The sequence below is a fragment of the Sphingobacterium detergens genome, from assembly GCF_003610355.1.
Lineage (GTDB): Bacteria > Bacteroidota > Bacteroidia > Sphingobacteriales > Sphingobacteriaceae > Sphingobacterium > Sphingobacterium detergens.
Window position 1 is genome coordinate 1736889 of record NZ_RAPY01000001.1, and the last position, 25981, is coordinate 1762869.

Below are 25981 nucleotides of genomic sequence, written 5' to 3' on the forward strand. Positions count from 1 at the left end.
ATCAAAGTAATTACAAGATAAATTCGAAATCTTCCGCTCAATTAGTTACTTTCGCAAATAAATTTTTGCTTATTATGTCAGAATACGAATTAAGCACACAAAAAAGAAAAACAAAGTCTGTATATGTATCCACAGTTATCAGTATAGCACTGGTACTATTGGTAACAGGTATGTTAGGCTTATTATTGGTGCACGCTAAAAATCTTTCAAAGTACGTTAAAGAAAACATTGTCCTGAATGTCATTGTAAATGATGGCACCAGTGAAGGTGATGTACTTTCTTTGCAAAAAGATCTTGAAAAAGACCCTTATGTTCTTCGCTCAGTGTATATCAGCAAAGAAATTGCTGCCAAAAACCTGAAAGAAGATCTTGGTGAAGATTTTGTACAGTACCTTGGGCACAACCCATTATTGCCATCATTAGATGTCTATATGAAGGAGAATTATGCCAATACGGATAGCATCAAGACTTTCATCGAAAAAATCTCTAAAAACAACAAAATAAAAGAGGTTGTCTATCAGGAATCATTGATTGATATGGTCAATAAAAACGTACGCATCATCGGTATGATTGTTTTGGCCTTTGCTGTTATTTTATTGATCATCGCTGTCGCCCTAATTAACAATACCATACGTTTGGCTATTTACTCGCAGCGTTTCTTAATTAAAAGCATGCAATTAATCGGTGCGACCAAAAACTTTATTCGTAAACCTTTTATCACTTATGGTATTATCCATGGTTTGCTGGGTTCACTGATTGCGATTCTACTATTGATATTGACGCTCAAATTAGCGCAACAACAAATACCTGAATTGGTCTTTTTACGCAACTGGTTTGAGTTTGCAATCATCTTCTTAGGTGTTATCTGCATCGGGATTTTAATCTCAGGGCTTAGTACCTACTTCGCTGTAACTAAATATTTAAAAGCTCAATCTAACGATTTATATAGATAAAAATGGCTCAAATAAAGAAATCTACTGAATCTGTAAATAAAGGTTCCTTCGTATTTTCAAAAGTAAATTATCAGCTTTTTATAGCTAGCTTGGTTCTTGTCGTCATTGGTTTTGCGCTGATGTCCGGTGAAACTGATATCTATAGTTTTACCAAAATCACTTTGGCGCCAATTGTAGTCGTTCTCGGCTTTGCATTGGGATTTGTAGCGATCTTATATCGCCCCAAAACAACTAAAACTGAAGAATAATCTTATAAAAAACAGATGTCTATTATTGAAGCTATAATCCTTGCTATCATCGAAGGATTAACGGAGTTTTTGCCTGTCTCCTCTACAGGTCACATGATTATAGCAACTGCACTGATGGGTATTCAGCCCTCAGCCTTTGTTAAATTATTTACAATTGTCATTCAATTGGGAACGATTTTATCCGTTCTCGTTTTATATTATAAGCGATTCTTTAAATCGCTTTCATTTTACTACAAGTTGGTGATCGCTGCTATTCCAGCATCGATACTTGGATTACTTTTCAACGATTTTATCGATTCACTTTTGGAAAGCCCACTGATGGTTGCGATTATGCTGGTAATCGGTGGTGTTGTCCTGCTTTTTGTTGATAAATGGTTTAATAAACCTACTGTTGAAGATTCGGACAACGTCTCTTACAAGCAGGCCTTTATGATTGGTGTATACCAATGTCTGGCTTTGATTCCCGGCACATCCCGATCCGCGAGTACCATTATCGGCGGTATGGCCGAAAAATTAACACGTAAAGCAGCTGCAGAATTTTCATTCTTTCTGGCTTTACCGATGATGTTTGGCGCTTCAGCTGTTAAACTCCTGAAATTCTTCAAAGAAGGAAATACATTTACAGGCGAAGAGCTTAACCTTCTTATTGTAGGTAACCTCATTGGTTTTGTTGTCGCAATTGTTGCAATCAAATCTTTTATTGGATTTTTAACCAAATATGGTTTTAAGGCCTTCGGATGGTATAGAATAGTTGTTGGAGTTGTAATTCTCGCATTACTTCTTTCGGGGCATAGTTTACAAATTATCTAAAATTTTTTCATGGAGAATATAGAGGTTGGTGAAAGCTCAGCAAGGTTTAATTTTGCTGAAGGCGAAATGTTGTTGATTGATAAACCTTTAACATGGACAAGTTTCGACGTTGTTGGGAAAGTCAGAAACTCATTGAAACCATTAAAATTAAAAGTCGGCCATGCAGGCACATTGGACCCCTTAGCAACGGGCTTGCTAATTGTCTGCACAGGTAAGTTGACAAAAAAGATCGACAGCTACCAGGCCGAAGACAAAGAATATACAGGGACAATTACATTGGGCGGAACCACCCCCTCCTATGACCTTGAAACAGAAATTGAAGAGTTATTCCCTATCGATCATATTACTGAACAAATGATCTTTGATGCGGCAAAGACCTTTGAAGGTGACATACAACAGTTTCCTCCAGCGCATTCTGCCATAAAGATCAATGGTGAACGTGTCTATGCAAAAGCTCGTCGCGGTGAAGAGGTTGAAATAAAATCTCGCCAGGTACGGATCAATAGCTTTGAAATTGAGAAGATTGAACTCCCGAATGTGCATTTTCGCATTTCTTGTTCAAAAGGCACTTACATCAGATCATTAGCATACGACTTTGGAAAAGTATTGCATAGTGGATCCCACCTAAGTTCTTTAAGACGCACCAAAAGTGGTGATTATACGGTTGAATCCGCCTGGAATCTTGAACAGCTTATCGCCGAAATAAAACGTCATAAGGAAATCATTAAATAAAGCCATCGCTGCACTTTATTGATTCTTTATCTTATTTTTGCAAAAAATCCAATAAATGAAAATCTACAGAAGTTTAGAAGATTTCTCCCCCGTTGAAAATGCAGTAGTTACCATCGGTACTTTTGATGGTGTTCATATTGGCCATCAAAAAATATTGGTCCACTTAAAAGAAGCTGCTCAAAAAGTTAACGGCGAAACCATATTACTCACCTTTTTCCCGCATCCCCGGTTAATTATTAACCCAGATGATGATAGCTTACGTTTAATAAATGATATTGAGGAAAAGGTAAGCCAACTAAGCAAGGTCGGTATTGACCATCTTATCATTATCCCCTTCTCCCGTGATTTTTCCAATCAAACTCCTGAAGAATATATTAGCAATGTGCTTGTAGGTAAATTGGGTACCAAAAAAATCGTTATCGGATATGATCATCATTTTGGAAAAGATCGCAAGGGCACATTAGGCGATTTGGAACAGTTTGCGTCCATATTTGACTATAGTGTAGACGAGATCCCGGAACAGGATATCAATGACATCGCAGTCTCTTCCACCCGTGTGCGTGAGGCATTGATTAAAGGTGATATCAAAACAGCCAACCTATATTTAGGTTATCCTTTTGAATTGACAGGGACTGTGATCCGAGGGGATCAAATCGGGCGCACCATTGGATTTCCTACAGCCAATTTACAGGTACATGAGCCGCATAAATTAATTCCTGCTTATGGCATATACGCAGTTGAGGTTTATATATACAATCAGATCCAGAATATTACTACAGGCGAGTATAAAGAAGAAAATCCTATTTCTATCGCTAAAGGCATGGGTTATATTGGCACAAGGCCTACGGTTGACGGAATGAATCGTGCGATTGAAATCAGTCTATTTGATTTTGATCAGGATATCTACGGCAAGACCCTCCGTGTTAAATTCCTGCATTTTATCCGCCATGATGAACGTTTTGACTCACTAGAGGAAATGAAAGCGCAAATCAAAGCAGATGAAGTAGAAATAAGAAGTCTTATTGGATAAAATCTAAAGGCGATACAGTTAAAAGAATAGGCGGGAATTCCCGCCTATTCTTTTTATAACTAACATATTCTTTCTGATCCTCATTGCTGTCACATCATCTCATCCCCCCCTTTTCACTCCGCTCAGCACAGATGTTCTAGAAGTAAACGAAGTACCTACAAAACTAAAAGAGCTTCGATGCCAAGTCTGTAACTATCCAACCCAAAGCCACAGATTACCCCCTTACAGTTTTTAGCCAAAAAGGAATGATGTCGAAATTCTTCCCGTTGATGGACATTGCTGATATGAACTTCAATAACTGGAGTCTGAACAGCAGCAATAGCATCTCCAATGGCAATAGATGTATGGGTATATGCTCCAGCGTTCATTACAATGCCATCATATGCGAAACCGACCTCATGAATTTTATCAATTAACTTGCCCTCAGAATTACTCTGAAAATATTCCAATTGAACTGTAGAAAAACGTGTCTTTAATTCCTCAAAATAACTCAAGAAATCCTGACTTCCATAGATTGACTTTTCCCTAACACCCAATAGATTTAAGTTTGGGCCATTTAATACAAGGATTTTTTTCATCGGTATTTAGTGATTGATTCAATATTATCTATTCGATTATGCATTCAAACTACCAAGTAGTATCGGTTACATTTTAAACGATATTAAAATGAATATATTTAAAAAAAAACATCATGATTATACATTCCCTTATACGGCCTGAATAATCATGATGTTTTCATAAGCTGTAATGGCTCAAATATATAAAAACTTCCTATAAATCATTATAGATCGCTCTAAAGCTTGAGCGAAGTCCAAATGTAACCACGCCCGATTTATTCACGACAGGTGTTTCATATTGTGCTTTCGCATAGCGTTGCATATACCCCAATTCTAAACGAAGGTTATATTTAGGATTAAGTACATACGCTGCTTTTGCATCCGCATAATAGATATTATTTTTTATCCCTTGCGCGATATGGTTTCCATACATATTTGGGATAGTCCGATAAGACTGAAAGATATTTCCACCCATATTAGTTCCATCAGCCAGGTCTAATCCATTTTGTGTGTACATTCCCTGTAATGAAAAGTCCCATCTGTCCCATGCATAGTTTACGAGACCAACCAACTCTCTAAAGTTAGCACCTTTTGGATGCGCCAATGGTTCGGCATTGTTACTATAATTGGAATAGGATTTAAAGTGTGCATACGTATAAGGTCTAGCCGTATTATACTCCGCAAGGAAGTTTAGGTTTTTGACACCAAACATGTCATAACCTCTTACCCCTAACTGTGCGCCCCACTTATTATGTGCATAACCATTACCCGCAAAAAATTCCTTGGCCGTAAATTCCCCTAATAAAAACTGACCATAAACCGTCAAGTTGTAAGGTAATTTATATTTTGACGTAAGTCCTAAAAACATCTTATCCGGTGACGTACGATTATTACTTTCAACAGGACGTATAAAGATAATCGGACTTATATAACTGAAATCAAATCCTCTTTTTCCGGCCTCATCTTGCGCTGCCCAAACCACAGATTGAAAAAATCCCACAGATAATTTATTGGTCACATTCCAATCCAAATATTGAAAAGCTCCCCATTTTTTCCCGTCACCTAAACGCGTATTTTTTTGGCCTTCCATGGGATATACCCCAGTTAGATCCTCTCTGGGATGTGTCGGATCATTCATGTAAGCCCAAATGGATGTATACTGTACATTGCCGATCGTACCGGTCAGCTTCAGATGTGCATAATTAGATGAAAAGTCAGAAAGCAGCATCGAGCGGTAACCATCCCCAATAAAGTTTTTATCGTACGCTATCGTTGCTTGGATATACTTATGAGCATCGTAAGTCATACTTGCTGTCGCATACATCCAGTCCATTTTATTTTTAGACTGAAATTTGGTATTTCCCTGACCAGGAATTACTTTATTAGCGACAATATAATCGTCAAGATACTTTGGAAAAACAGCTTGGCTTTCAAAGGCCGATGAATTAAAGGTGAATTTATTACCCACATTCAATCCCACTTGAAATCCTCGACCATTCATCCATGTACGACGTTTATCGCCCTGCATATCTTTTCCAATATACATATCCGGCAAAAAGTCCGCATAGAATGTATAATCGTCTTTCTCGACTTGAACCAAATGTTCATTAAAGATCTTACGCATGAACCAATTTGATGAGGAAACTGGTTTATTGGATTGAATCGAGTCAAATTTGGCCAACAACAAAGAATCCTTGATGACGAATGGTTTAGCTGTTGTGTGCATTCTCGTTTCAGTAGAATAAACGACATCGTTCATTTTCTGATAGAAATGATACGAATAAGGCTGGCTTTTAATTTGTCCAAAACCTGCGAACGAGACACCTACCCCGATGCCTGCCAGCACAATTCGAAGTAAATTACTTTTTTTTGATATATTAAGCCCCATAAAATTATTTCAAAGATTATTTCTTCTAGCAAAATGCATTCCTAACTGCAAATTAACCGAATAAAAATGACTTTATTAACATCTGTAGTCAATTTTATAATGCTAAATCGTATTTGCTGTTCGTTATATTCAAAAATATTTATATCTTGCATCTTAGTAAATAACCTTGTATAACAAAAAATCAGCCCTAATAAGCATGAAACGCAGAACTTTTATCCAAAACGCAACCTTATTGACAGCAGGTGCATTTGCAAGCAAATTTTCTTTTGCTCAGGAACATTCTTTTCCTATTGTACGCACAACTAAAGAAAAACGGCTTTTTTCAAGTAAAGTAATTGAAGATGCCATTACAGAGTTTCAAAAAAATGTCAAAAACAAGGAACTGACCTGGTTATTTAACAACTGCTTTCCAAATACATTGGATACAACTGTATTTCCATATGTTCAAAATGGCAGAAACTATACCTACGTTATTACAGGAGATATCGATGCAATGTGGTTACGTGATAGTAGTGCACAGGTGTGGCCCTATCTTCCTTTCATGAAAAAAGATAAAAAATTGCAGGACCTTATTGTCGGATTAATACAAAAACAAAGTAAATGTATCAATATTGATCCTTATGCGAATGCTTTCTATAATGACCCAACAAAAAAAGGGGAATGGTTCAGTGACCACACAAGTATGAAACCAGGAATCCATGAACGAAAATGGGAAATTGATTCACTATGTTATCCGATTCGACTTGCTTACCATTACTGGAAGGAAACAAATGACAGTAGTCCATTTAACGACGAATGGCTAGAGGCTCAGCACAAGATCTATCAAACTTTTGTTGAACAGCAACGCAAGGATAATTTAGGCCCTTATAAATTTGAGCGTACGACCTCAAGGGGTTCCGACACGTTACAAGTAGATGGTTATGGCTATCCCGTAAATCCGGTAGGTCTGATTTGCTCAAGCTTTAGACCTTCGGATGACTCGACTATTTTTTCTTTCCTAATTCCTTCCAACCTATTTGCGGTGGTCAGTTTGAGACAATCTGCGGAAATTCTCAAAAAGGTTAAAAACGAACAGACGCTTTCCGCAAAAATGGAATCGCTTGCGAATGAAGTTGAGGCTGCCGTAAATAAATATGGAATTATAGATCATCCAACCTTAGGGAGAATATATGCGTTTGAAGTAGATGGTTATTCAAGTCATCTCATGATGGACGACGCAAATATCCCTAGTTTATTGGCTCTGCCCTATTTAGGTGCAGTCAATCTCAATGACGAGGTCTATCAACGTACACGTAATTTTGTTCTGTCTGACAAGAATCCATTCTTCTTTAAAGGTACCGCAGCCGAAGGTATCGGGGGACCGCATATTGGCCGCGATATGATTTGGCCAATGTCAATTATTATGCGTGCGCAAACTTCGACAAATGATGAAGAGATCCGCAATTGCATCAAAACCTTAGTGAGCACACATGGTGGTACAGGATTTATGCATGAATCCTTCCATAAGAATGATCCGAAAAAATTCACAAGACATTGGTTTGCCTGGACTAATACATTATTTGGCGAATTAATTTGGAAAATATATAAAGAGAAACCATCTTTGCTTCAGTAAAACTGAATCTTATAACGCAATGTTATAGGTGGATGTAACTTATAGCATTGCGTTATGGATAATACACTGACTTCTGGTCCTATTGGCATTTTCGACTCCGGTTATGGCGGCCTTTCTGTATTTAAGGAAATTCAGCAGCTCCTTCCTCAATATGATTATATCTACCTAGGCGATAATGCACGTGTTCCTTATGGTACGCGGTCCTTTGAAACCGTATATAATTACACCAAGCAATGTGTTTTTAAATTGTTTGATTTAGGCTGTAATCTCGTTATATTAGCTTGTAACACGGCTTCGGCAAAAGCTTTAAGAACGATTCAACAAAACGATCTTCCTCCAGGAAAAAAAGTACTTGGGGTCATCAGACCAACAACTGAAATCATCCATAATTATACGAAAACAAACAAAATCGGTATCCTCGCAACGACAGGGACGGTAAAATCTGAATCGTATAAGATCGAGATACATAAATTTAATCCGGAAATTGAGGTTTTTCAACATGACTGTCCTTTTTGGGTTCCTCTGGTTGAAAATAATGAGATCAATACAGAGGGGGCACATTATTTTGTCCAAAAAGATATCCATGAACTGTTGCAGAAATCCGATCAAATAGATACTATTGTATTGGCATGTACGCATTACCCCTTATTATTACCTATAATCGAAAAATACGTCCCAAAAAATGTCAATATTATTTCCCAAGGGCCTATCGTTGCGAAAAGTCTACAGGAATACCTTCACCGTCATACGGAAATAGAAACATGCTGTTCAAAAAATAGTCAGTTGGCCTTCTACACTACAGACGATCCTAGGGATTTTGAAAGCAAAGCAAAAATATTCTTCGGAAAACATGTAGATGCTAGTCACATCAGTGTTTAAAATAAAAAGCTGCGAATTTTTAAAACTTTTGTCGTTTACCTTTCGTTATTTAGGTAAAGGAATGTACGATGAAAAAAAACTATGTAACCATTGCATACAATCAAGAGACACGGCATTGTGAGTCAAAAGAGTTTTCAACTTTCCAGGAAAGTGCAGACTATTTTAAGACTTTTGAAACATCCGCTCAACCAAATTATATTCCGGTCTGTGTCTATAATTTAAGCACAAATGCACTACTAGAGGTTAGCGATTATTATGTCAATAAAGACAAAGAATTACAGCAGATACTGACTCACTGTCTGAACACCCTCTAGTTTCCCCTTAAAAATACCCAGCAAAAATAGATGGATTTGTTATCCTGCCGCCCCTTTATTAGGCTTATGGCCGGATGTCGATAAATTTATTACATTATATCGGACAGCATTTCATTAATTTTTAATATCTTCAAACGAACAATCAGACCAAAAAACAAGTCATTAATAATGAAAAACAAACTGACAATAAGCCTTTTAACGATATCGCTTGGCTTAACTGCCTGCAATTCCAATCATGCAAATTCAAACTCCGGTTCAGATAGCACAGCTAATCCTACGGATACCACAAGCTATCCACCGGTAGAAACGCAAAAAGCAAATTCGGACTACAAACCTGCTTTTGCTGGGCAGACCAGAATTGCTGGTGCTAAAACAACTACAGCTTTCGAGGGCAAAGTTATAGCCGAGGGGCTAAAGTCTCCTTGGGGTATTGTAGCGCTGCCTGATGGCAGGCTGCTAATCACAGAGAAAGAGGGCGATATGCGTATTGCAAGTGCTGATGGCAAATTAAGCGAACCAATCAAAGGTATACCTGCAGTCAATACAAGTGGCCAAGGTGGATTACTCGGGTTGAGGCTCGATCCGAATTTTAGCTCCAACCGTATGGTCTACTGGGTATTTGCGGACAATACCCCCGCAGGAACATTAACGGCTGTTGCTAAAGGTAAGCTCTCGGCGGATGAAAAATCATTTGAAGAGGCTAAGGTTATCTATCAAGCTACTCCCGCTCATAAAGGTAATCTCCATTACGGCGGACGTATCGTTTTTGACAAAGAAGGAAATATTGTTTTTAGTACCGGAGAGCGCTCCGATTTAGTGACAAGGCCTCTGGCTCAGGATTTGAATGCTGCTCTGGGCAAGATTTTGCGCATTACAAAAGACGGACAGCCTGCATCAGGCAATCCATTTATCGGAAAAGCAAATGCACGACCAGAGATCTATAGTTATGGACATCGTAATCCGCAAGGGCTTGCTTTCCATCCTGAAACTGGTGATTTATGGGAAACTGAATTTGGTCCACGCGGTGGAGATGAACTCAACAGAATCCAGGCAGGCATCAATTATGGTTGGCCAACGATAACTTACGGAATTGAATATAAAGGAGATAAAGTGGGCGCAGGAATACAGCAAAAAGAAGGACTTGAGCAACCAGTTTATTATTGGGATCCTGTGCTCTCTCCAAGTGGAATCACATTTTATACTGGACAAAACATTCCTGAATGGAAAAATAACCTCTTTATTTGCGGTTTAAGTAGCACGCATATTGCCAGAATTATTTTGAAAGATAATAAGGTTGTTGGCGAAGAACGACTATTAGGCAGTGAAGGACAGCGGTTCAGAGATATTACACAAGGGCCAGACGGGGCTTTATATGCCATTACTGATCTTGGCAGACTCTATAAAATAGATAAAAAGTAAATAAAAAAAACAGCGATGTCAGAAAAGCTCTGACATCGCTGTTTTTTAATATTCTATACGTATCCCCACAACAGTTTTTCTTCAACCACCTACTATGCGGAGGGTTCTTTTTACTTTTTGGACAGCTCCTTCAATGATACGTTCAGGGAATTTAGCCATTAACGCTTTAGGTGAAACTCGCACTTATCCCCTATTTTTCTCAATTTTACTACTTGCGGTGCCAAATACTAAATTATACAAGGCCACGGCACGATCTAAAGTTTGGCTCGATTATTGATCAAATACAGTCGAAACAATAAAATATTATATGGTAAAAAAAGAAAAAATGAAAAAATTATTAGAAATTAACCCCTTATCATTCTATGTGACCAACTGGGGATTTGTCAACAACACCGAACCAAAAAGAACGCGCAAAACCTGCCAACCTTCTCCGAAAAATTAAGCGTTCTCCTCCAAACAATTTCAATCAAATTTATTAAAATCATCTGCTGATATCCTCCATACGGATATTAAGTAAGAGATTTATTCTTTTACTTCATCCGTAATTAGAGGATATCAAATTATGCAAAATAAATTGCCAATAAAATCACAATAACGATACAGGCTATCATGACGTATTTATTCAATTGGCTATTTTTCTCTCCTTCATCACTTTTATAGTGATAATCACGTTTATTCGGCAAATTCATAAGTCTGTTTTTATTAATGATGAAGTTACGGACTTTTTTCCATATTATTCATGATGATAAGGTTCGCCTTTCATAATTGAAAAGGCCCGATAGAGCTGTTCTGTAAAGAATAAACGGATCATTTGATGCGAAAATGTCATTTTCGACAAAGACATTTTGGAACTGGCACGGTCATAGATCTTTTGATCAAATCCGTAAGGACCACCAATAATAAACACCAGATGTTGCACACTATTGATCATCATTTTCTCCAAATAAGCAGAAAAATCCAAAGAGCGAAACTCTTTACCAAACTCATCCAGTAGTACAACCATATCCTGTGGCTGCAATTGTTTTAAAATCAATCCGGCCTCTTTGTCTTTCTGCTGCTCTTCAGAAAGGCTTTTGCTATTTTTAATGTCCGGTATCACGACAATATTAAAGTTGACATAGAACTTTAGTCTTTTGATGTATTTGTCGATTCCTTCGATCAAGTATTTATCATCTGTCTTTCCAATACAAAGTAACGTTATTTTCATAGTATCAATCAAGTTCCCAAAGTTCCGATTTTATTTAAAATATACGTAAACAAAAAGCCACAAAACAATAAACAAAGTTATACGTTTAGTTATAGAACATTTATTTTCGCAGCATATGCACAAAAACCAAATTTTAGTATGAAAAAAATTAAATCGATCTTTCTTATTGCCTTAAGTTTAATTAGCTTTCGAAGTTTCAGCCAAGAAGCCCCTACAGATACCTCTAAAACATGGACAATCAAAGGTGAAAACACGTTTTTGATCAACCAGAGCTCCTTCTCCAATTGGGCCGCAGGGGGTGTCAATTCATTTTCGGGAAATCTTACCTTAAATTATGATTTCAATTATAAAAAAGACAAATGGTCTTGGGATAATAAAGTATTAGCAGCCTATGGCTTAACTTTCCAAAAGGAATCGGACTGGCGCAAAAATGATGATAGATTAGTATTGAATAGTTTATTGGGACATAAAGCCTCAGAATACTGGCTATATACCTTTTTCCTGAACTTTAACACGCAATTTGCCGATGGATTTGATTATACCAAAACTCCCAAAGAGCGTATTTCTCGATTTCTAGCTCCAGCATATTTAAGCTTTGGGCCGGGTTTTGCCTATAAAAAGTCTGACAACTTAAGGTTTAATCTATCCCCAGCGGCGATAAGATTCGTTTTTGTTAATGACACCCTCCTTTCTACAAGATACGGACTAGACCCAGGCAAAAAAGTGAGGACTGAATTCGGAGCTTCTTTTGACGCTTATTACAAGGTAAACCTCATGGAAAATGTTTCCTTTGAAAATATCTTGAAACTCTATTCTAATTATCTGGATAAACCACAGAATGTTGACATTGACTACACTGCGAATCTCTTCATGAAGGTCAATAAGTTCATCACTGTAAATGCAGGTGTGCAGATGATTTACGATGACAATACAGCCATTCCTGTTATCAAAGAAGGAAAAGAAATTGGAAAAAGGAACTCTGCTTTACAGATCAGACAGATCGTCGGAGCTGGGGTGACTTACAAATTCTAACCGCTTAAAGTGAAAATATACAGCAATCCATTAAAGATTGCTACGGTGGTTGATTAAACTTAGGTCAATAAAAAAGCCGAATATGATATTCGGCTTTTTTATTTATGGATACTAATGTAAAATTACAGATTAAAAAGGTGCATCGTCAGGCATATCATTCATTCGGGAAGGCATTGTAATGCCTCCGCTGAAGCCTGCTCCACCGAAGTCTTCACCAAAATTTGGTGACGGATTCAATGCTGAGGCAGAAAATGTGGTTGGAGCATCTCCAAAACCATCACCGCCGCCCATTCCGGAAAACTCATCTTCAAGATCGACAAATTTAACGAATTTACCTACGAAACGAAGCGGTACAATCCCTGTTTCACCATTACGGTGCTTGGCGATAATAACTTCACCAACACCGGCTGTTGGACGCCCCTCTTCATCTTCGGTCAAACCATAGTACTCTGGTCTATATAAGAAAAGTACCATATCGGCATCCTGCTCAATAGATCCGGATTCACGCAAATCCGATAGCATCGGCCTTTTACTATTTCCTGGTCTCGACTCTACCGCACGGCTTAACTGCGACAATGCCAACACCGGGATACTCAACTCTTTCGCAACAGATTTCAAAGCACGGGAAATACTACCGATTTCTTGCTCACGGTTACCACCGCCCTTGCCTTCAGCTTTACCATGCATCAATTGCAAGTAATCAACAATCACCATCTGGATATCATATTGTGCTTTAAGACGACGGCATTTTGCCCTAAATTCAAATACGTTCAATGCAGGAGTATCATCAATAATGATCGGCGCCTCTGTCAGTCGACCGATACGTGAATGCAATTGCTGCCATTCGTGATCGGCAAGATTTCCTTTTTTCAGCTTCTCTTGTTCAATCTCAGTTTCACCTGCGATAAGACGATTAACCAGCTGAACAGAGGACATCTCCAGTGAGAATACAGCAACAGCCTTACCATGTTCAACAGCAGCATTTCGTGCTACAGACAATACAAACGCTGTTTTACCCATCGCTGGACGAGCGGCGATAATCACTAAGTCAGAAGGTTGCCAACCAGAAGTCATGCGATCAAGTGCAGTTAAACCCGATGGCACACCCGTCAGGCCATCTGTACGATCACGCAACATCTCAAGATTGGAAATTGCTTCACGCATAATGTCATCCATCTTACGCGAATCTCTTCTCAAGTTATTTTGTGCAATATCAAACAAGCTCTTCTCGGCATGATCCAAGAGATCAAAAATATCCGAGGTCTCATCATAGGAACTATTGATAATCTCAGTAGAAACTTTGATCAGCTCCCTTTGGATATATTTTTGCGAAATAATACGCGCATGGTATTCGATATTAGCAGCAGAAACAACTCGATCGGTAAGCTGCGTGATATAATAAGCTCCACCCACCATTTCCAGTGCCCCCATTCTACGTAATTCGGAGGTGACCGTCAGAATATCAATAGGCGAAGTCTTTTGAAATAAGCCAAATATAGCTTCAAAAATTTTCTGATGTGATTCCTTATAAAAAGACTCTGGTTTTAAAATATCAATAATCTCGCTCAGTGCATTTTTTTCAAGCATCAATGCGCCCAAAACAGCTTCCTCAAGATCTACTGCCTGGGGCGGTAGCTTACCCAAGCCGCTTACCATGTTGTTTAATTTGGTACGGCGCTCACCATAACTACCTCTTTTGTTATTATCCGTGTTATTCGCTTCAAAATTGCTCTCGTTCATCATGATATTATATCAGAAATATAGCTTCCCAGCTCTTAAATTTAAGACGGGATAACAAATGTATAAAAAATAAAATTCACAAAGACGCTGAATTACAAACAGCATAATTAGTCCGTCAGGCACCAAACGTCAAAACGCTTTGAAGGACACAGTTTTAACGATCCACTTTTCAACATTACATGTTGAAAACATGTTGAAAATAAAAAACAAGCACTTAAAATCAATACATTAAAAAGTGTTGATAACTTAAAGCATTGTGAATAACCAAAATGATCGAAATTCAAAATGATTGGGTTTAATTCTATCGGGACACCGCTCCAACTCGCCTTTGTTAAAGAGGAAAAGACTTCAGCTTTAAATCAAAAAACAAATCCTATTTTAAGCATTAAAAATATACTTATATTGTATATTTGTAAAATGACGCACGATTCTTCAACATTAAAGCCCTATAAAGATGCCAATGATGGCAAGAAAAAACAGGTAGCGGATATGTTCAACAATATTTCCCATTCCTATGATTTCTTAAACCACTTCATGTCCCTGGGGATTGATATTATATGGCGAAAGAAAGCCATTAATGCCCTGAAGTCCATTAAACCTCAGCTCATGTTAGATGTGGCTACCGGAACAGGTGATTTTGCATTGGAATCCATCAAGATATTGAATCCAAAAAAAATAATTGGGGTCGATATCTCTCAAGGAATGCTTGATGTCGCTAAAAAGAAAATCGCAAACAAAGGACTGGAAAATCAATTTGAAGTACAATTAGGCGATTCGGAAAGGCTTCAATTTGAAGACAATACCTTTGACGCTGTTACCGTTGCATTTGGTGTCCGTAACTTTGAAAACTTAGAAAAAGGATTGTCCGACATTTACCGCGTATTGAAACCCGGTGGTAAGGCCGTTATTTTGGAATTTTCGAATCCCAAAAAATTCCCTATAAAGCAGCTCTACAATTTTTATTTCAAATATGTAACACCGACTATTGGAAAATTCTTCTCAAAAGATGCCAGTGCTTACGAATATTTACCGGAATCCGTTGCTCAGTTTCCAGATGGACAGAAATTTGTTGCAATAAATAAAAAAGCTGGCTTCGACCAAACGATTGTGAGACCACAAACATTTGGTATCTGCACGATTTATATTGCGACAAAATAGGTCTATCAAGGACTCATGGATTGAGTTTTATCAATAGATGAAATTACAGTCAGCAATGAGATTTACTATTTCAACTAGTTAAAAAATATGACAAAGACAGTTTTCATCACAGGAGCAAGTTCAGGTATTGGTCAAGCCTGTGCTGAAGTGTTGGCGAAGGAAGGCTACAACCTTTTGCTTTGTGCCCGTAGACTAAATCGGCTGGATATATTGAAGGAAAAATTGAATTCAATCTATCCCCACATCAAAATTCATACGTTTGAATTGGATGTCAGAGATTCAGAACAGGTTCAAAACCAAATAAACGGTTTACCAGAGGAATGGAAAACAATCCATGTATTGATCAATAATGCAGGGCTTAGCCAAGGTCTGGATCCAATCCAGGATGGTGATATCGGTGACTGGGATAGAATGATCGACACCAATGTCAAAGGATTGCTTTATGTCAGCAAAGCAGTCATCCCATTAATGGATACCGCAAATGGAGCACATATTGTCAATTTGGGCTCTATTGCAGGCAAAGAAGTATACCCAAATGGTAACGTATACTGTGCTAGCAAACATGCGGTAGATGCGTTAACAAAAGCGATGCGTATAGACTTACTTTCCAAAGGTATCAAAGTAACTTCTATCGACCCCGGTATGGTTGAAACAGAATTCTCTGAGGTTCGCTTTCATGGAGACAAAGAACGAGCAAAAAGCGTGTATACAGGTGTACAGCCCCTGACCGGTACCGACATTGCCGAAACTATTCTTTTCGTCATCACCAGGCCAGCTCATGTTAATATCAACGATCTATTAATAATGCCGACAGCACAGGCTACAGGCACGATTGTCAATCGAAAATAATTTAAATATCATGTCATTAGAAACACAAATAAATCAAGACATTAAAGCAGCAATGATTGCAAAAAATACAGCAGCATTGCGTGGATTACGTGCGATTAAAGCAGCTATTCTCCTCGCGAAAACGGAGAAAGGCCATGCAGAAGATCTGAATCAAGAAGCTGAAATTAAAGTTTTACAAAAATTGGTAAAACAAAGACGTGAATCTGCTGAAATCTATAAGACTCAAAATCGTGAGGATCTTTACCAAATCGAGGTAGAAGAAGAAAAAGTGATTGAAACTTACCTTCCTAAACAAATGAGCAAAGAGGAAGTAGAGGCTGTTATCAAAGCGATCATCGCTGAGACCGGCGCTTCATCCATTAAAGAAATGGGAAAAGTAATGGGTGCTGCCAATCAAAAATTAGCTGGACAAGCTGACGGAAAAACAATTTCCGAAGTTGTAAAAAGCCTATTGGCATAATTTTCCCTTTTAATAATACAAATTGAGTTACCGATCAATCTGTTTCAGTTTATGGTCAGTAACTCAATTTCCCCTCTTTATTCGCTATCATGCAATATAATTGGAAACTTAAGAATTTTGAAGAGCTAACAAACCGTGAATTGTACCGTATTTTAAAATTACGTACAGAGGTTTTTGTAGTGGAACAAGAGTGTCTATATCCTGAACTGGATGATAAAGATTACGTCTGTCTGCATCTTTGGGCTGAGCAGGATGGAGAAATTGTCGCTTACACCCGTTTAGTCCCAGCTGGAATTTCATATCCACAACCTTCCGTCGGACGTGTTATTGTTGTGAAAGAAGCCCGAGGCACAGGCCTAAGTCAACTCCTTATGCATAAATCTATTGAAGCTACTTTAGACGCTTTTGGACCTCAGGATATTCAAATCGGTGCGCAATTTCACTTAAAGTCATTCTATGAGAAATTAGGATTTGAACAAAACTCTGAACCCTATCCAGATTACGGAATCCTTCACATTGACATGACTAAATCTATTATTAAATAGACTATTTTTATGAATAACATTGTAATCATTACTGCTGCCCTATTAGGTGCGTTGGCAATTATACTTGGAGCCTTTGGAGCACACGCATTCAAAAAAATTCTATCGCCCGAAAAACTGGATTCTTTTGAAGTGGGTGTTCGCTATCAAATGTATGCAGCGATCACCTTATTGATTCTTGGGCTAAACCTATCCTTTGAATATCAATCTGAAAGAGTTGCCTATTATTTAATTACATCGGGTACCCTTTTGTTTTCCCTAAGTATTTATTTTCTTTCCTTTGCAGAATACTGGAAAAAAAATCTAAAATTCCTTGGACCAATCACTCCTCTAGGGGGATTATTGATGATCCTCGGCTGGATTGCAATTATCATTCGTTTTTTATAACTTTGTCGAACATATGGCAATGATGTCTGCCTTGAACCGCCCTAATAAGCTGATGACGTCTACTTTTTAGTATAAAAACAACAAATTTTATATAAAGTGTAGACTTATGGCTATCAGAATTTCAAATCAACCACCTCAAATTAATCTCCATTTTATTGCTAAATGGCTTATTACTTGCTGTATAATAGGCTTTAGTGTTGGATCAATCTGTGCATTCTTTCTTTTTTCGCTGAATTGGGTCACACAATATAGGGAAAACAATTCTTGGATAATCTATGGATTACCACTTGCAGGTTTGATTATTGCCCTATCCTATCAGCGCTGGGGCAACCCCTCAAGCAGAGGGAATAATCTCCTAATCGAAGAATATCTTCGTCCACAACGCAGGATACCGCTTGTTATGGCACCACTTGTATTATTCGGAACTTTACTTACCCACCTATTTGGTGGATCAGCCGGACGTGAAGGAACAGCAGTTCAGATTGGCGGAGCAATAGCCGATCAGCTCAACCGCTGGTTTGATTTCGACAAAACCGAACGACGCATCCTGATATCTATCGGTATTACAGCCGGTTTTGCTGCCGTCTTTGGCACACCACTAGCTGGAACTATCTTCGGCCTTGAAGTCCTGCTCATTGGTAAAAAAAGATATTTTGGTATCCTCCCCTGCCTTCTCACAGCCTATATCGCAAATTTTAGCTGTCAATTATGGCATGTACCGCACACACATTACCCAATACATGAAATGATCCCTGCGCTTTCTTTAAGCAATATTGGGTTTAGTTTGATTGCTGGAATTTTATTTGGCTTGGCAGCCTGGTTGTTTACTTTCACGGGAGACTTCTTCAGTGCTCAATTTAAAAAAATCAAATCTCCTCTGCTCAGACCTGTTATCGGTGGTATCATCATTGTGATTACGGTGGTATTGCTAAAAAGCACAAAATATATCGGCTTAGGTATTCCAATGATTCAGGAGGCTTTCAATAATCCCTCGGATTACTATGATTTCTTAATCAAATTGGTCTTAACCACATTTACCCTTTCTGCCGGTTTTAAAGGCGGAGAAGTGACCCCTTTGTTTTTTATTGGAGCTACTCTTGGCAGTACACTCAGCGGCTTTATCCCACTCCCGCTTGGATTATTGGCTGCGATGGGCTTTGTTGCCGTATTCTCTGGAGCTACAAATACACCCTTAGCTTGCATCATTATGGGCTATGAACTTTTCGGCTTCCAACCTGTTGCTTTTATAGCAATTGCTTGTATAACCGCATTTATATTCTCTGGGAAAAAAGGAATTTATGTTGCCCAGAAAGGTGGAATTAAAGAAAAATTGTATCGAAAATTGAATTTGTAATACAATCAATAAAAAAAGCATAAAACCAAGCGATGGTTTTATGCTTTTTTCTATATTTTTTCTGAAAGGCTTATAATAATTTACCTTGCAAAAAGAATGCTGCAACGGTAAAATAAATAATCAATCCCGAAACGTCCACTAACGTTGCTACGAAGGGCGCTGATGCTGTGGCTGGATCCAATCCAAATCGACGCAAGATAAATGGAATAAATGAACCAGACAGCGTACCCCACAACACGATAAACACCAAAGACACTGCTACTGTAAGACCTATGGCAATCCAATACGGACCGTAGTCATACAGACCAAGAAAATGCCAGGCCAGTATCCGTAGGAAACCAATAGTACCTAATATCCCGCCCAAAATCAATCCGGAAGAAACTTCCCTTTTCATCACATACCACCAATCTTTGAGTTTCAATTCGCCCAGAGCCATGGCACGAATAATAAGTGATGCTGCCTGTGAACCTGAATTTCCACCACTGGAAATAATTAGAGGAACAAACAATGCCAATACAACTGCCTTTTCCAGTTCTCCTTCAAAAAAGCCCATGGCTGACGCTGTAAGCATCTCACTGAAAAACAATATAATAAGCCATCCCGCCCGTTTTTGTACTAATTGAAGTAATGGGGTCTTTGTATATGCCAAATCCAATTCCTCCATACCCCCAAATCGTTGAATATCTTCGGTGTCACGATCTTCGATCCGGTCTAATACATCATCAAATGTCACAATTCCGACCAATACACCAGCTTCGGTAACAATCGGTAAGGCACTTCGATCGTATTTCTGGAAAATTTCGAAGGCTTCCTCCATAGGTGTGGAGGCTTTAATAGCCGCAAAATTATAATCGATTAAGTCCGAAATCTTTGTAGATCCATCAGACAATAGTAGCTGACCGATTTTCAAATCGTCAATCAACACATTTTTCTCGTCAACAACATAAATGAAATTGAGTGTTTCCGCTTTTCTTCCAAAGACTTTAATATGCCGAAAGACATCATCCACAGTATAATAAGGACGTACCTGTACATACATTGGTGTCATTAGTCGGGCAATACTATCCTCTTTATATCCGATCAGCTCCAGGGCCATCTGCTTTTCACGTTCATTTAAGAGATTAATCAAATATTTGATTAGATCATCTGGCAATTCAGAAAGCAATTCGTTTCGCGTATCCGGTTTTAGATTATTCAGCAATTCGGACAACTCCTGCTCGGTCATTGATTTAATCAATGTATATTGGACATCTACTTCCAAAAAAGAAAAGATTTCCAATCTATCCTCTAACGGATAGTCCATAAAATATTGATGTTGCTCACCTTTATTTAGACGCGATATTTCTTCCGCAATATCGGCCGGGTGTAATGCTGAATTTTGTTCCATTGGAAGAAAGTTTTAATGGATTTAGCGCAAAAGTACCTTATTTTGTATGATATCCAATCATCTACAAAAGTATTTTTTAACGAAGAAAGACCCAATATTTATTTAAATAGACTGCAACCTGCTTTTACTTTATTATTAAGCTACAAAAAGAGTGCAGATTTTACAAAATCTTAAAAATTAATTAATCCAGGATCAAGTTCAATAGCGTCCATATTCGATCTGAATAAACGAGCAGTCAACGTCCCTTCAAGTTTTATTTCACCTTGACTTACTTTTAGCCAGCTTCCCTCCCGAAGTCCGACGACAGGTTGCGAATTAAATTGATGAAACTCCTGGATACGGGTTTCACGGGTTTCTCCTTTATGTGTCGAATTCATATCCGGATCCAAAAAATGTGGATTAATATTAAAAGGCAAAAATCCCAAGGCATCAAAACTAGGTGGATAAACAATAGGCATATCGTTCGTTGTACCAATTGTCAAACCTGTCAGATTAGATCCAGCAGAAGTACCTACATAGGGAATCCCTTTCCCTACTTGTACACGTAGTTGATGCACAAGATCCAGATCATACAAGGTCTTCAACAACAAGAATGTATTTCCCCCACCAACAAAAATTGCTTTTGCCTCCTGGATGGCCTTTTTCTTGTTCTCAAATTCATGTAATCCGGTTACCTTTATATTCTTATCGCTGAGAGCCTCCTGAACTTTCGCCGTATACGCATCAAAAGAAATTCCGGATGGTCGCGCAAAAGGAACAAATAGCAGCTCATCAGATGCAATAAACTCTACAAAATCCTCTTTAATATATCCCAGGAATTCACTACCATGGATGGTACTTGTGCTTACGACCAATAAATTATAAATTGGATTGATCACCATATCTTATTACTTAAATATTACTTAACAAAAAAATGTACCTTTGGCTTCATTTATAACGAAGCCAAAGGTACATTTTTAGTTTTTGATTCTTTATTTTTTATCGGCAGACTTTTTCTCCGCACTCAATCTTTTATTTTCTTGCAGCGCTTTATGTAAAAGATATTCTATCTGCCCGTTAACACTCCTAAACTCATCCGCAGCCCATTTTTCCAATGCTTTGTACATTTGGTCATCGAGCCGCAACATAAAGTTCTTTTTATCTGCCATTTTATTCAGTTTATTGATACAAAGTACCGGTATTTACTATTGGGGTTGCAGCCTTTTCTCCACAGAGTACGACCATAAGGTTACTTACCATAGCTGCCTTTTTCTCATTGTCCAATTCTACTATATCTTTTTCGGACAATTTTTTTAGTGCCATTTCAACCATTCCCACGGCACCATCGACAATCTTAGAACGTGCAGCAACAATCGCTGCAGCTTGTTGCCTTTGTAGCATCGCCCCAGCGATTTCGGATGCATAAGCTAAATGACTAATTCTAGCCTCTTTAATAATAACTCCTGCAGGTGCAAGACGATCTGAAAGCTCCTGCTCAAGGATATGGTTAACGGTATCCCCGCCTTCGCGCAAAGTGATCTCAGCCCCCTCATCCTCAAGGTTATCATAAGGAAAACTTCCCGCAAGATGCCGTACTGCCGCTTCGCTCTGTGTACGTACATAGGAAGTATAGTTACTTACATCGTAAGCAGCTTTATAGGTATCCCCTACCTGCCATACAATGACCGCGCCTATCTCAATCGGATTTCCCATCTTATCATTTACTTTCAGCGTTTGCCCCTGTAAGTTGTCTGAACGCAGACTAATCTTGATTGTAGAATATAACGGATTGACGAAAAATAAACCGTTTTCTTTGACCGTCCCCACATATTTACCAAAGAAATTCAAAACACGCGAATGATTTGGATTAATAATCATCAATCCCTTCAGGATAAAAAATGTTCCGATCATCAAGGCTACGCCAAGTACAACATAAAGCGAACTCGTATCGACATTGGCAAACGAAAATATGGCAGCTATAAAAGAAGCTACCGCAATTAACAGGGCTAAATAGCCCGACATAGGTTTAATCAACTTTTCCATAATTTATTAATATATATTTGATATCATTTTAATATCATAAATATAGCAAAAAATAGTTCATATTTCAAAGCCAAAATTTTTATTATTATTTTTGATTATGCTCAAACGGTCTTTTTTACCTCTTGTGAATGCAAACACAAAAACACTCATCCTTGGATCTCTGCCCGGGGACAAATCATTGGAGCAAAATGAATATTATGCACATCCGCAAAATCGCTTTTGGAAAGTCATCCGGCATTTATATAACAGCCCAGATGCGGCAAACTATGCTGACAAAGTAAACCTGCTAGTAGACAATGGTATTGGCCTTTGGGATGTATGTGCGGAAGCTTCTCGTCCAGGCAGCATGGATTTAGCCATCAAAGATGAAAGTCCCAATCCAATTATAGCTCTGCTTGAGGCAAATCCCAGGATCAAACTGGTCGTTTTTAATGGACAGAAGGCCCACAGCTTATACTTAAAGTATTTTGAAAAAAAGGAAAACATTACCTATATATGTCTCCCGAGCACAAGCCCTGCGAATGCAAAAACAAACCTCGAAAAACTCATCCTGCATTGGCAAGCGATCATAAGTGATTAAATTACACAAATAAGGTTCGTTAATTCAGCGCTATTGCTTATTTTTGCGCTAAGATGTCAGATTTAAAATACAATCAACGAGGTGTATCCGCTGGAAAAGAGGATGTACACAATGCGATAAAAAATATCGACAAGGGTCTGTTTCCCAAAGCATTCTGTAAAATCATTCCCGATATTTTGGGTGGAGATCAGGACTGGTGCAATATTATGCATGCTGATGGTGCTGGCACCAAATCTTCCCTAGCCTACGTATATTGGAAAGAAACAGGAGATATTTCGGTTTGGAAAGGCATTGCACAAGATGCAATTATCATGAATATTGACGATTTACTCTGTGTTGGAGCAACCGATAATATCCTACTATCGTCCACAATAGGAAGGAATAAAAATCTTATTCCAGGGGAAGTCATTGCAGAAATCATTAACGGTACGGAAGAAATATTGTCTGAACTTCGTGATTTAGGTATCGGTATTTATTCAACCGGTGGTGAAACTGCTGACGTTGGTGATCTGGTACGTACAATAATTGTCGATAGCACAGTGACATGTCGTATGAAACGTGAAGATGTCATTTCAAATCACAAAATCAAAGGGGGCAATGTAATTGTCGGTTTGGCATCCAATGGAAAAGCAAACTATGAGAAAGCCTATAATGGCGGTATGGGTTCCAATGGTTTGACATCTGCACGTCATGACGTTTTTAACAAAAAAGTAGCAGAGAAATATCCAGAAGCATATGACCCAGCAGTTCCATACGAACTTGTTTTTGCAGGAAGCCAAGACTTAACCAATGACATCGTAGTTGAAACGGGCGAAAAAGTGACAGCGGGTAAACTTGTACTTTCAGCTACGCGTACCTACGCTCCAATCATTAAAAATATATTAGATAAATACCGTTCTCAAATTGATGGAATGGTACATTGTTCGGGTGGAGCGCAAACTAAAGTACTTCACTTCGTTGACAATGTACATATCATTAAAGACAATCTTTTCCCGATCCCGCCGCTCTTCGAATTGATACAGAAAGAATCGAATACAGATTGGAAAGAGATGTATAAGGTATTTAATATGGGACACCGTATGGAATTATATGTACCTGAAGCTATTGCTGCAGACATTATTGCCATTTCCGAGTCGTTCGGCGTTCCGGCGCAAATTATCGGTCGTGTGGAAGAGGCAACTTCTAAAAAAGTAACGATTACATCTCCTTTTGGAGAATTTATTTACGAATAAAATAGGAATGCACCAACCTCTTCAATAGAGATTGGTGCATCTATTCCATTTGGTTTAAATGAAAGAAAAACTTCTCGTGGGTTGGAAAGAGACCCTAGATTTACCTGAATTAGGAATATTTGGCATAGAAGCAAAAATCGATACCGGTGCTGCTTCATCTGTTTTGCATTGTAATTCCTATAAAATCGTTAATGAAGACGGCCAGGACTGGATTCTCTGTGAACTCATTACCAATTTCGAGACAGAAGAAACCAAAGTTCTAAAATTAAGACTTTACAAAACTAAACTGGTTAAAAGTTCATTTGGTCAGGAAGAAAAGCGTTACTACATCCGAACTACCGCGAAGCTTTATGATCAGGTTTTCAGTATCAAGATTTCATTTCGAAATCGCTCCAAAATGACTTATCCGATGCTTTTAGGAAAGAATTTTCTATACCGCAGATTTTTGGTCGACGTTTCCAAAGAAAATCTCTCCTTGAAGTCCCCGTCAAAATAAAAACAAATAGCAAAGCTATTTTGTTATCTTAGCACAAAAATATATTCAATATACAAACCGTGAAAATTGCCGTATTATCGACAGTAAAGAGTTTATACTCAACTCGTCGTCTCGTAGAAGCTGCCCAACAAAGAGGACACGAATGTGTTGTCATAGATCACAGTAAGTGTTACGTTGGCATTCAACAAGGTAAACCCAGTATTCATTACAAAGGACAGGATCTCAGTGGTATTGACGCTATTATTCCCCGAATAGGCGCTTCGGTTACCTTTTATGGTTCGGCTATTGTTAGACAATTTGAGGTGATGGATGTAATTTCCGCAAATCCAAGTCAAGCGATTACCAGATCCAGAGATAAATTGAGATGTCTGCAGATCTTGTCCGGTGCAGGTATTGGACTTCCAATTACGGGCTTTGCTCGTACAGCATCCGATGTTGATGATCTCATCAGTATGGTCGGCGGCGCTCCATTAGTGATCAAACTATTGGAAGGTACGCAAGGGATTGGTGTTGTTTTAGCAGAAACTAAGAAAGCAGCTTCATCTGTTATAGAAGCGTTCTACGGCCTCGGAAATAATATTTTGATCCAAGAGTTCATCAAAGAGTCTAAAGGCTCTGATATCCGAGCTTTTGTGGTTGATGGAAAAGTTGTGGGGGCGATGAAACGTACGGCTAAGGAAGGTGAATTTCGTTCCAACATACACCGCGGTGGTACAGCGCAGGTCATACGCCTAAGTAAGGCAGAAAGAGAAACTGCAATTGCTGCTGCAGCCCAATTGGGACTTACGGTTTGTGGTGTGGATATGATTCCTTCAGACCGGGGACCGCTGGTCCTGGAGGTGAATTCCTCCCCTGGACTGGAAGGCATAGAAAAAGCCACGAAAAAGGACATTGCTTCTGAAATCATTCAATACATCGAAAGACAGTATGAAATGAAACAGGCACAAATGCCTAAAGTGGTGAAGAAAAAGAAAAAAAGAGAGAGTAAACTATAATATCTCCGGATTGAAAGATAAAAGGGTTGCCTGTGTACACAGGCAACCCTTTTATCTTTTTAGACAGCCAGATTTTTACTCCATAAAGATTATTAATG

At 38.4% G+C, this 25981-nt stretch carries 29 protein-coding genes and 1 riboswitch; of the genes, 20 read left to right on the plus strand and 9 right to left on the minus strand.

The window, feature by feature from the left end:
* Positions 1-74: 74 nt before the first annotated feature.
* Genes DFQ12_RS07565 through DFQ12_RS07585 form a run of 5 tightly spaced genes read left to right on the plus strand, consistent with a single transcriptional unit; the run spans position 75 to position 3773 of the window.
* On the plus strand, positions 75-953 hold the full coding sequence (locus tag DFQ12_RS07565) for a cell division protein FtsX (protein ID WP_120258349.1): 879 nt from the start codon (positions 75-77) through the stop codon (positions 951-953).
* A 2-nt stretch (positions 954-955) separates the two neighbouring features.
* Complete coding sequence (locus DFQ12_RS07570) at positions 956-1201, plus strand: DUF3098 domain-containing protein (protein ID WP_120258350.1); 246 nt, start codon at positions 956-958, stop codon at positions 1199-1201.
* A 15-nt stretch (positions 1202-1216) separates the two neighbouring features.
* Positions 1217-2011 (plus strand): undecaprenyl-diphosphate phosphatase, encoded by a 795-nt coding sequence (locus DFQ12_RS07575; protein WP_120258351.1) that lies wholly within the window; start codon positions 1217-1219, stop codon positions 2009-2011.
* Positions 2012-2020: 9 nt separating this feature from the next.
* Entirely contained in the window at positions 2021-2743 is a 723-nt protein-coding gene (gene truB, locus DFQ12_RS07580; RefSeq protein ID WP_120258352.1) for a tRNA pseudouridine(55) synthase TruB, read from the plus strand.
* Between the two features lie 55 nt (positions 2744-2798).
* Positions 2799-3773: a bifunctional riboflavin kinase/FAD synthetase gene (locus DFQ12_RS07585; protein WP_120258353.1), complete on the plus strand. Its 975-nt coding sequence runs from the start codon at positions 2799-2801 to the stop codon at positions 3771-3773.
* A 155-nt stretch (positions 3774-3928) separates the two neighbouring features.
* Here the strand turns inward: DFQ12_RS07585 and aroQ are convergent, their stop codons facing one another.
* A complete protein-coding gene (gene aroQ / locus DFQ12_RS07590; protein ID WP_120258354.1) occupies positions 3929-4351 on the minus strand; it encodes a type II 3-dehydroquinate dehydratase in 423 nt (140 codons plus the stop codon).
* A 193-nt stretch (positions 4352-4544) separates the two neighbouring features.
* The gene (locus tag DFQ12_RS07595; protein ID WP_244211693.1) at positions 4545-6218 is read right to left on the minus strand and encodes a gliding motility protein RemB; all 1674 of its coding nucleotides are present in this window, start codon (positions 6216-6218) and stop codon (positions 4545-4547) included.
* Between the two features lie 196 nt (positions 6219-6414).
* On the opposite strand from DFQ12_RS07595, the gene DFQ12_RS07600 reads away from it, so the two are divergent.
* From DFQ12_RS07600 to DFQ12_RS07615, 4 genes are all read left to right on the plus strand, one after another.
* Positions 6415-7830: a glycoside hydrolase family 125 protein gene (locus DFQ12_RS07600; protein WP_120258355.1), complete on the plus strand. Its 1416-nt coding sequence runs from the start codon at positions 6415-6417 to the stop codon at positions 7828-7830.
* A 54-nt stretch (positions 7831-7884) separates the two neighbouring features.
* The gene (gene murI / locus DFQ12_RS07605) at positions 7885-8709 is read left to right on the plus strand and encodes a glutamate racemase (RefSeq protein WP_120258356.1); all 825 of its coding nucleotides are present in this window, start codon (positions 7885-7887) and stop codon (positions 8707-8709) included.
* A gap of 68 nt (positions 8710-8777) precedes the next feature.
* Positions 8778-9023: a hypothetical protein gene (locus DFQ12_RS07610; protein ID WP_120258357.1), complete on the plus strand. Its 246-nt coding sequence runs from the start codon at positions 8778-8780 to the stop codon at positions 9021-9023.
* A 168-nt stretch (positions 9024-9191) separates the two neighbouring features.
* Positions 9192-10442, plus strand: a complete 1251-nt coding sequence (locus DFQ12_RS07615; RefSeq protein ID WP_120258358.1) for a PQQ-dependent sugar dehydrogenase — start codon at positions 9192-9194, stop codon at positions 10440-10442.
* Positions 10443-11002: 560 nt separating this feature from the next.
* Here DFQ12_RS07615 and DFQ12_RS28475 read toward each other — a convergent pair.
* Together DFQ12_RS28475 and rlmH are read right to left on the minus strand one after the other, a co-directional pair.
* Positions 11003-11131, minus strand: a complete 129-nt coding sequence (locus DFQ12_RS28475) for a hypothetical protein (RefSeq protein WP_259182944.1) — start codon at positions 11129-11131, stop codon at positions 11003-11005.
* 44 nt (positions 11132-11175) lie between these two features.
* Positions 11176-11649, minus strand: a complete 474-nt coding sequence (rlmH, locus tag DFQ12_RS07620; protein WP_120258359.1) for a 23S rRNA (pseudouridine(1915)-N(3))-methyltransferase RlmH — start codon at positions 11647-11649, stop codon at positions 11176-11178.
* Between the two features lie 138 nt (positions 11650-11787).
* On the opposite strand from rlmH, the gene DFQ12_RS07625 reads away from it, so the two are divergent.
* Positions 11788-12681 (plus strand): DUF3078 domain-containing protein, encoded by an 894-nt coding sequence (locus tag DFQ12_RS07625; RefSeq protein ID WP_120258360.1) that lies wholly within the window; start codon positions 11788-11790, stop codon positions 12679-12681.
* A gap of 129 nt (positions 12682-12810) precedes the next feature.
* Here the strand turns inward: DFQ12_RS07625 and dnaB are convergent, their stop codons facing one another.
* Complete coding sequence (gene dnaB, locus DFQ12_RS07630) at positions 12811-14424, minus strand: replicative DNA helicase (protein ID WP_120258361.1); 1614 nt, start codon at positions 14422-14424, stop codon at positions 12811-12813.
* A 414-nt stretch (positions 14425-14838) separates the two neighbouring features.
* Between dnaB and ubiE the strand changes: the two genes are divergently transcribed.
* The 6 genes from ubiE to DFQ12_RS07660 all read left to right on the plus strand — a co-directional run bounded on the left by ubiE (position 14839) and on the right by DFQ12_RS07660 (position 19171).
* Positions 14839-15579, plus strand: a complete 741-nt coding sequence (gene ubiE, locus DFQ12_RS07635; protein ID WP_120259267.1) for a bifunctional demethylmenaquinone methyltransferase/2-methoxy-6-polyprenyl-1,4-benzoquinol methylase UbiE — start codon at positions 14839-14841, stop codon at positions 15577-15579.
* An 87-nt stretch (positions 15580-15666) separates the two neighbouring features.
* The gene (locus tag DFQ12_RS07640; RefSeq protein ID WP_120258362.1) at positions 15667-16428 is read left to right on the plus strand and encodes an SDR family oxidoreductase; all 762 of its coding nucleotides are present in this window, start codon (positions 15667-15669) and stop codon (positions 16426-16428) included.
* A 10-nt stretch (positions 16429-16438) separates the two neighbouring features.
* Positions 16439-16888: a GatB/YqeY domain-containing protein gene (locus DFQ12_RS07645; RefSeq protein ID WP_120258363.1), complete on the plus strand. Its 450-nt coding sequence runs from the start codon at positions 16439-16441 to the stop codon at positions 16886-16888.
* A gap of 89 nt (positions 16889-16977) precedes the next feature.
* Positions 16978-17433 carry a GNAT family N-acetyltransferase gene (locus DFQ12_RS07650; RefSeq protein ID WP_208642461.1) on the plus strand — a complete coding sequence of 152 codons (456 nt, stop codon included), beginning with the start codon at positions 16978-16980 and terminating at the stop codon, positions 17431-17433.
* Between the two features lie 9 nt (positions 17434-17442).
* Positions 17443-17817 (plus strand): DUF423 domain-containing protein, encoded by a 375-nt coding sequence (locus DFQ12_RS07655; RefSeq protein ID WP_120258365.1) that lies wholly within the window; start codon positions 17443-17445, stop codon positions 17815-17817.
* Positions 17818-17823: 6 nt separating this feature from the next.
* A riboswitch (Fluoride riboswitch) is annotated at positions 17824-17886 on the plus strand.
* 37 nt (positions 17887-17923) lie between these two features.
* A complete protein-coding gene (locus DFQ12_RS07660; protein WP_120258366.1) occupies positions 17924-19171 on the plus strand; it encodes a voltage-gated chloride channel family protein in 1248 nt (415 codons plus the stop codon).
* 70 nt (positions 19172-19241) lie between these two features.
* Here DFQ12_RS07660 and mgtE read toward each other — a convergent pair whose 3' ends face one another.
* The 4 genes from mgtE to DFQ12_RS07680 all read right to left on the minus strand — a co-directional run bounded on the left by mgtE (position 19242) and on the right by DFQ12_RS07680 (position 22580).
* Complete coding sequence (gene mgtE / locus DFQ12_RS07665) at positions 19242-20558, minus strand: magnesium transporter (RefSeq protein ID WP_120258367.1); 1317 nt, start codon at positions 20556-20558, stop codon at positions 19242-19244.
* Positions 20559-20728: 170 nt separating this feature from the next.
* Positions 20729-21439, minus strand: coding sequence for a dipeptidase PepE (gene pepE, locus DFQ12_RS07670; protein ID WP_120258368.1), 711 nt, complete (start codon positions 21437-21439; stop codon positions 20729-20731).
* 90 nt (positions 21440-21529) lie between these two features.
* Positions 21530-21706: a type II toxin-antitoxin system antitoxin gene (locus tag DFQ12_RS07675; RefSeq protein WP_120258369.1), complete on the minus strand. Its 177-nt coding sequence runs from the start codon at positions 21704-21706 to the stop codon at positions 21530-21532.
* Positions 21707-21716: 10 nt separating this feature from the next.
* A complete protein-coding gene (locus DFQ12_RS07680) occupies positions 21717-22580 on the minus strand; it encodes an SPFH domain-containing protein (RefSeq protein ID WP_120258370.1) in 864 nt (287 codons plus the stop codon).
* Between the two features lie 97 nt (positions 22581-22677).
* On the opposite strand from DFQ12_RS07680, the gene DFQ12_RS07685 reads away from it, so the two are divergent.
* The 4 genes from DFQ12_RS07685 to rimK are packed head-to-tail and all read left to right on the plus strand — an operon-like array spanning position 22678 to position 25883.
* On the plus strand, positions 22678-23160 hold the full coding sequence (locus DFQ12_RS07685; protein ID WP_120258371.1) for a DNA-deoxyinosine glycosylase: 483 nt from the start codon (positions 22678-22680) through the stop codon (positions 23158-23160).
* A 53-nt stretch (positions 23161-23213) separates the two neighbouring features.
* The gene (locus tag DFQ12_RS07690) at positions 23214-24392 is read left to right on the plus strand and encodes an AIR synthase related protein (protein WP_120258372.1); all 1179 of its coding nucleotides are present in this window, start codon (positions 23214-23216) and stop codon (positions 24390-24392) included.
* Between the two features lie 58 nt (positions 24393-24450).
* Positions 24451-24888: an ATP-dependent zinc protease family protein gene (locus DFQ12_RS07695; protein WP_120258373.1), complete on the plus strand. Its 438-nt coding sequence runs from the start codon at positions 24451-24453 to the stop codon at positions 24886-24888.
* A gap of 59 nt (positions 24889-24947) precedes the next feature.
* Positions 24948-25883, plus strand: a complete 936-nt coding sequence (gene rimK, locus DFQ12_RS07700; protein ID WP_077435364.1) for a 30S ribosomal protein S6--L-glutamate ligase — start codon at positions 24948-24950, stop codon at positions 25881-25883.
* Positions 25884-25981 lie beyond the last annotated feature (98 nt).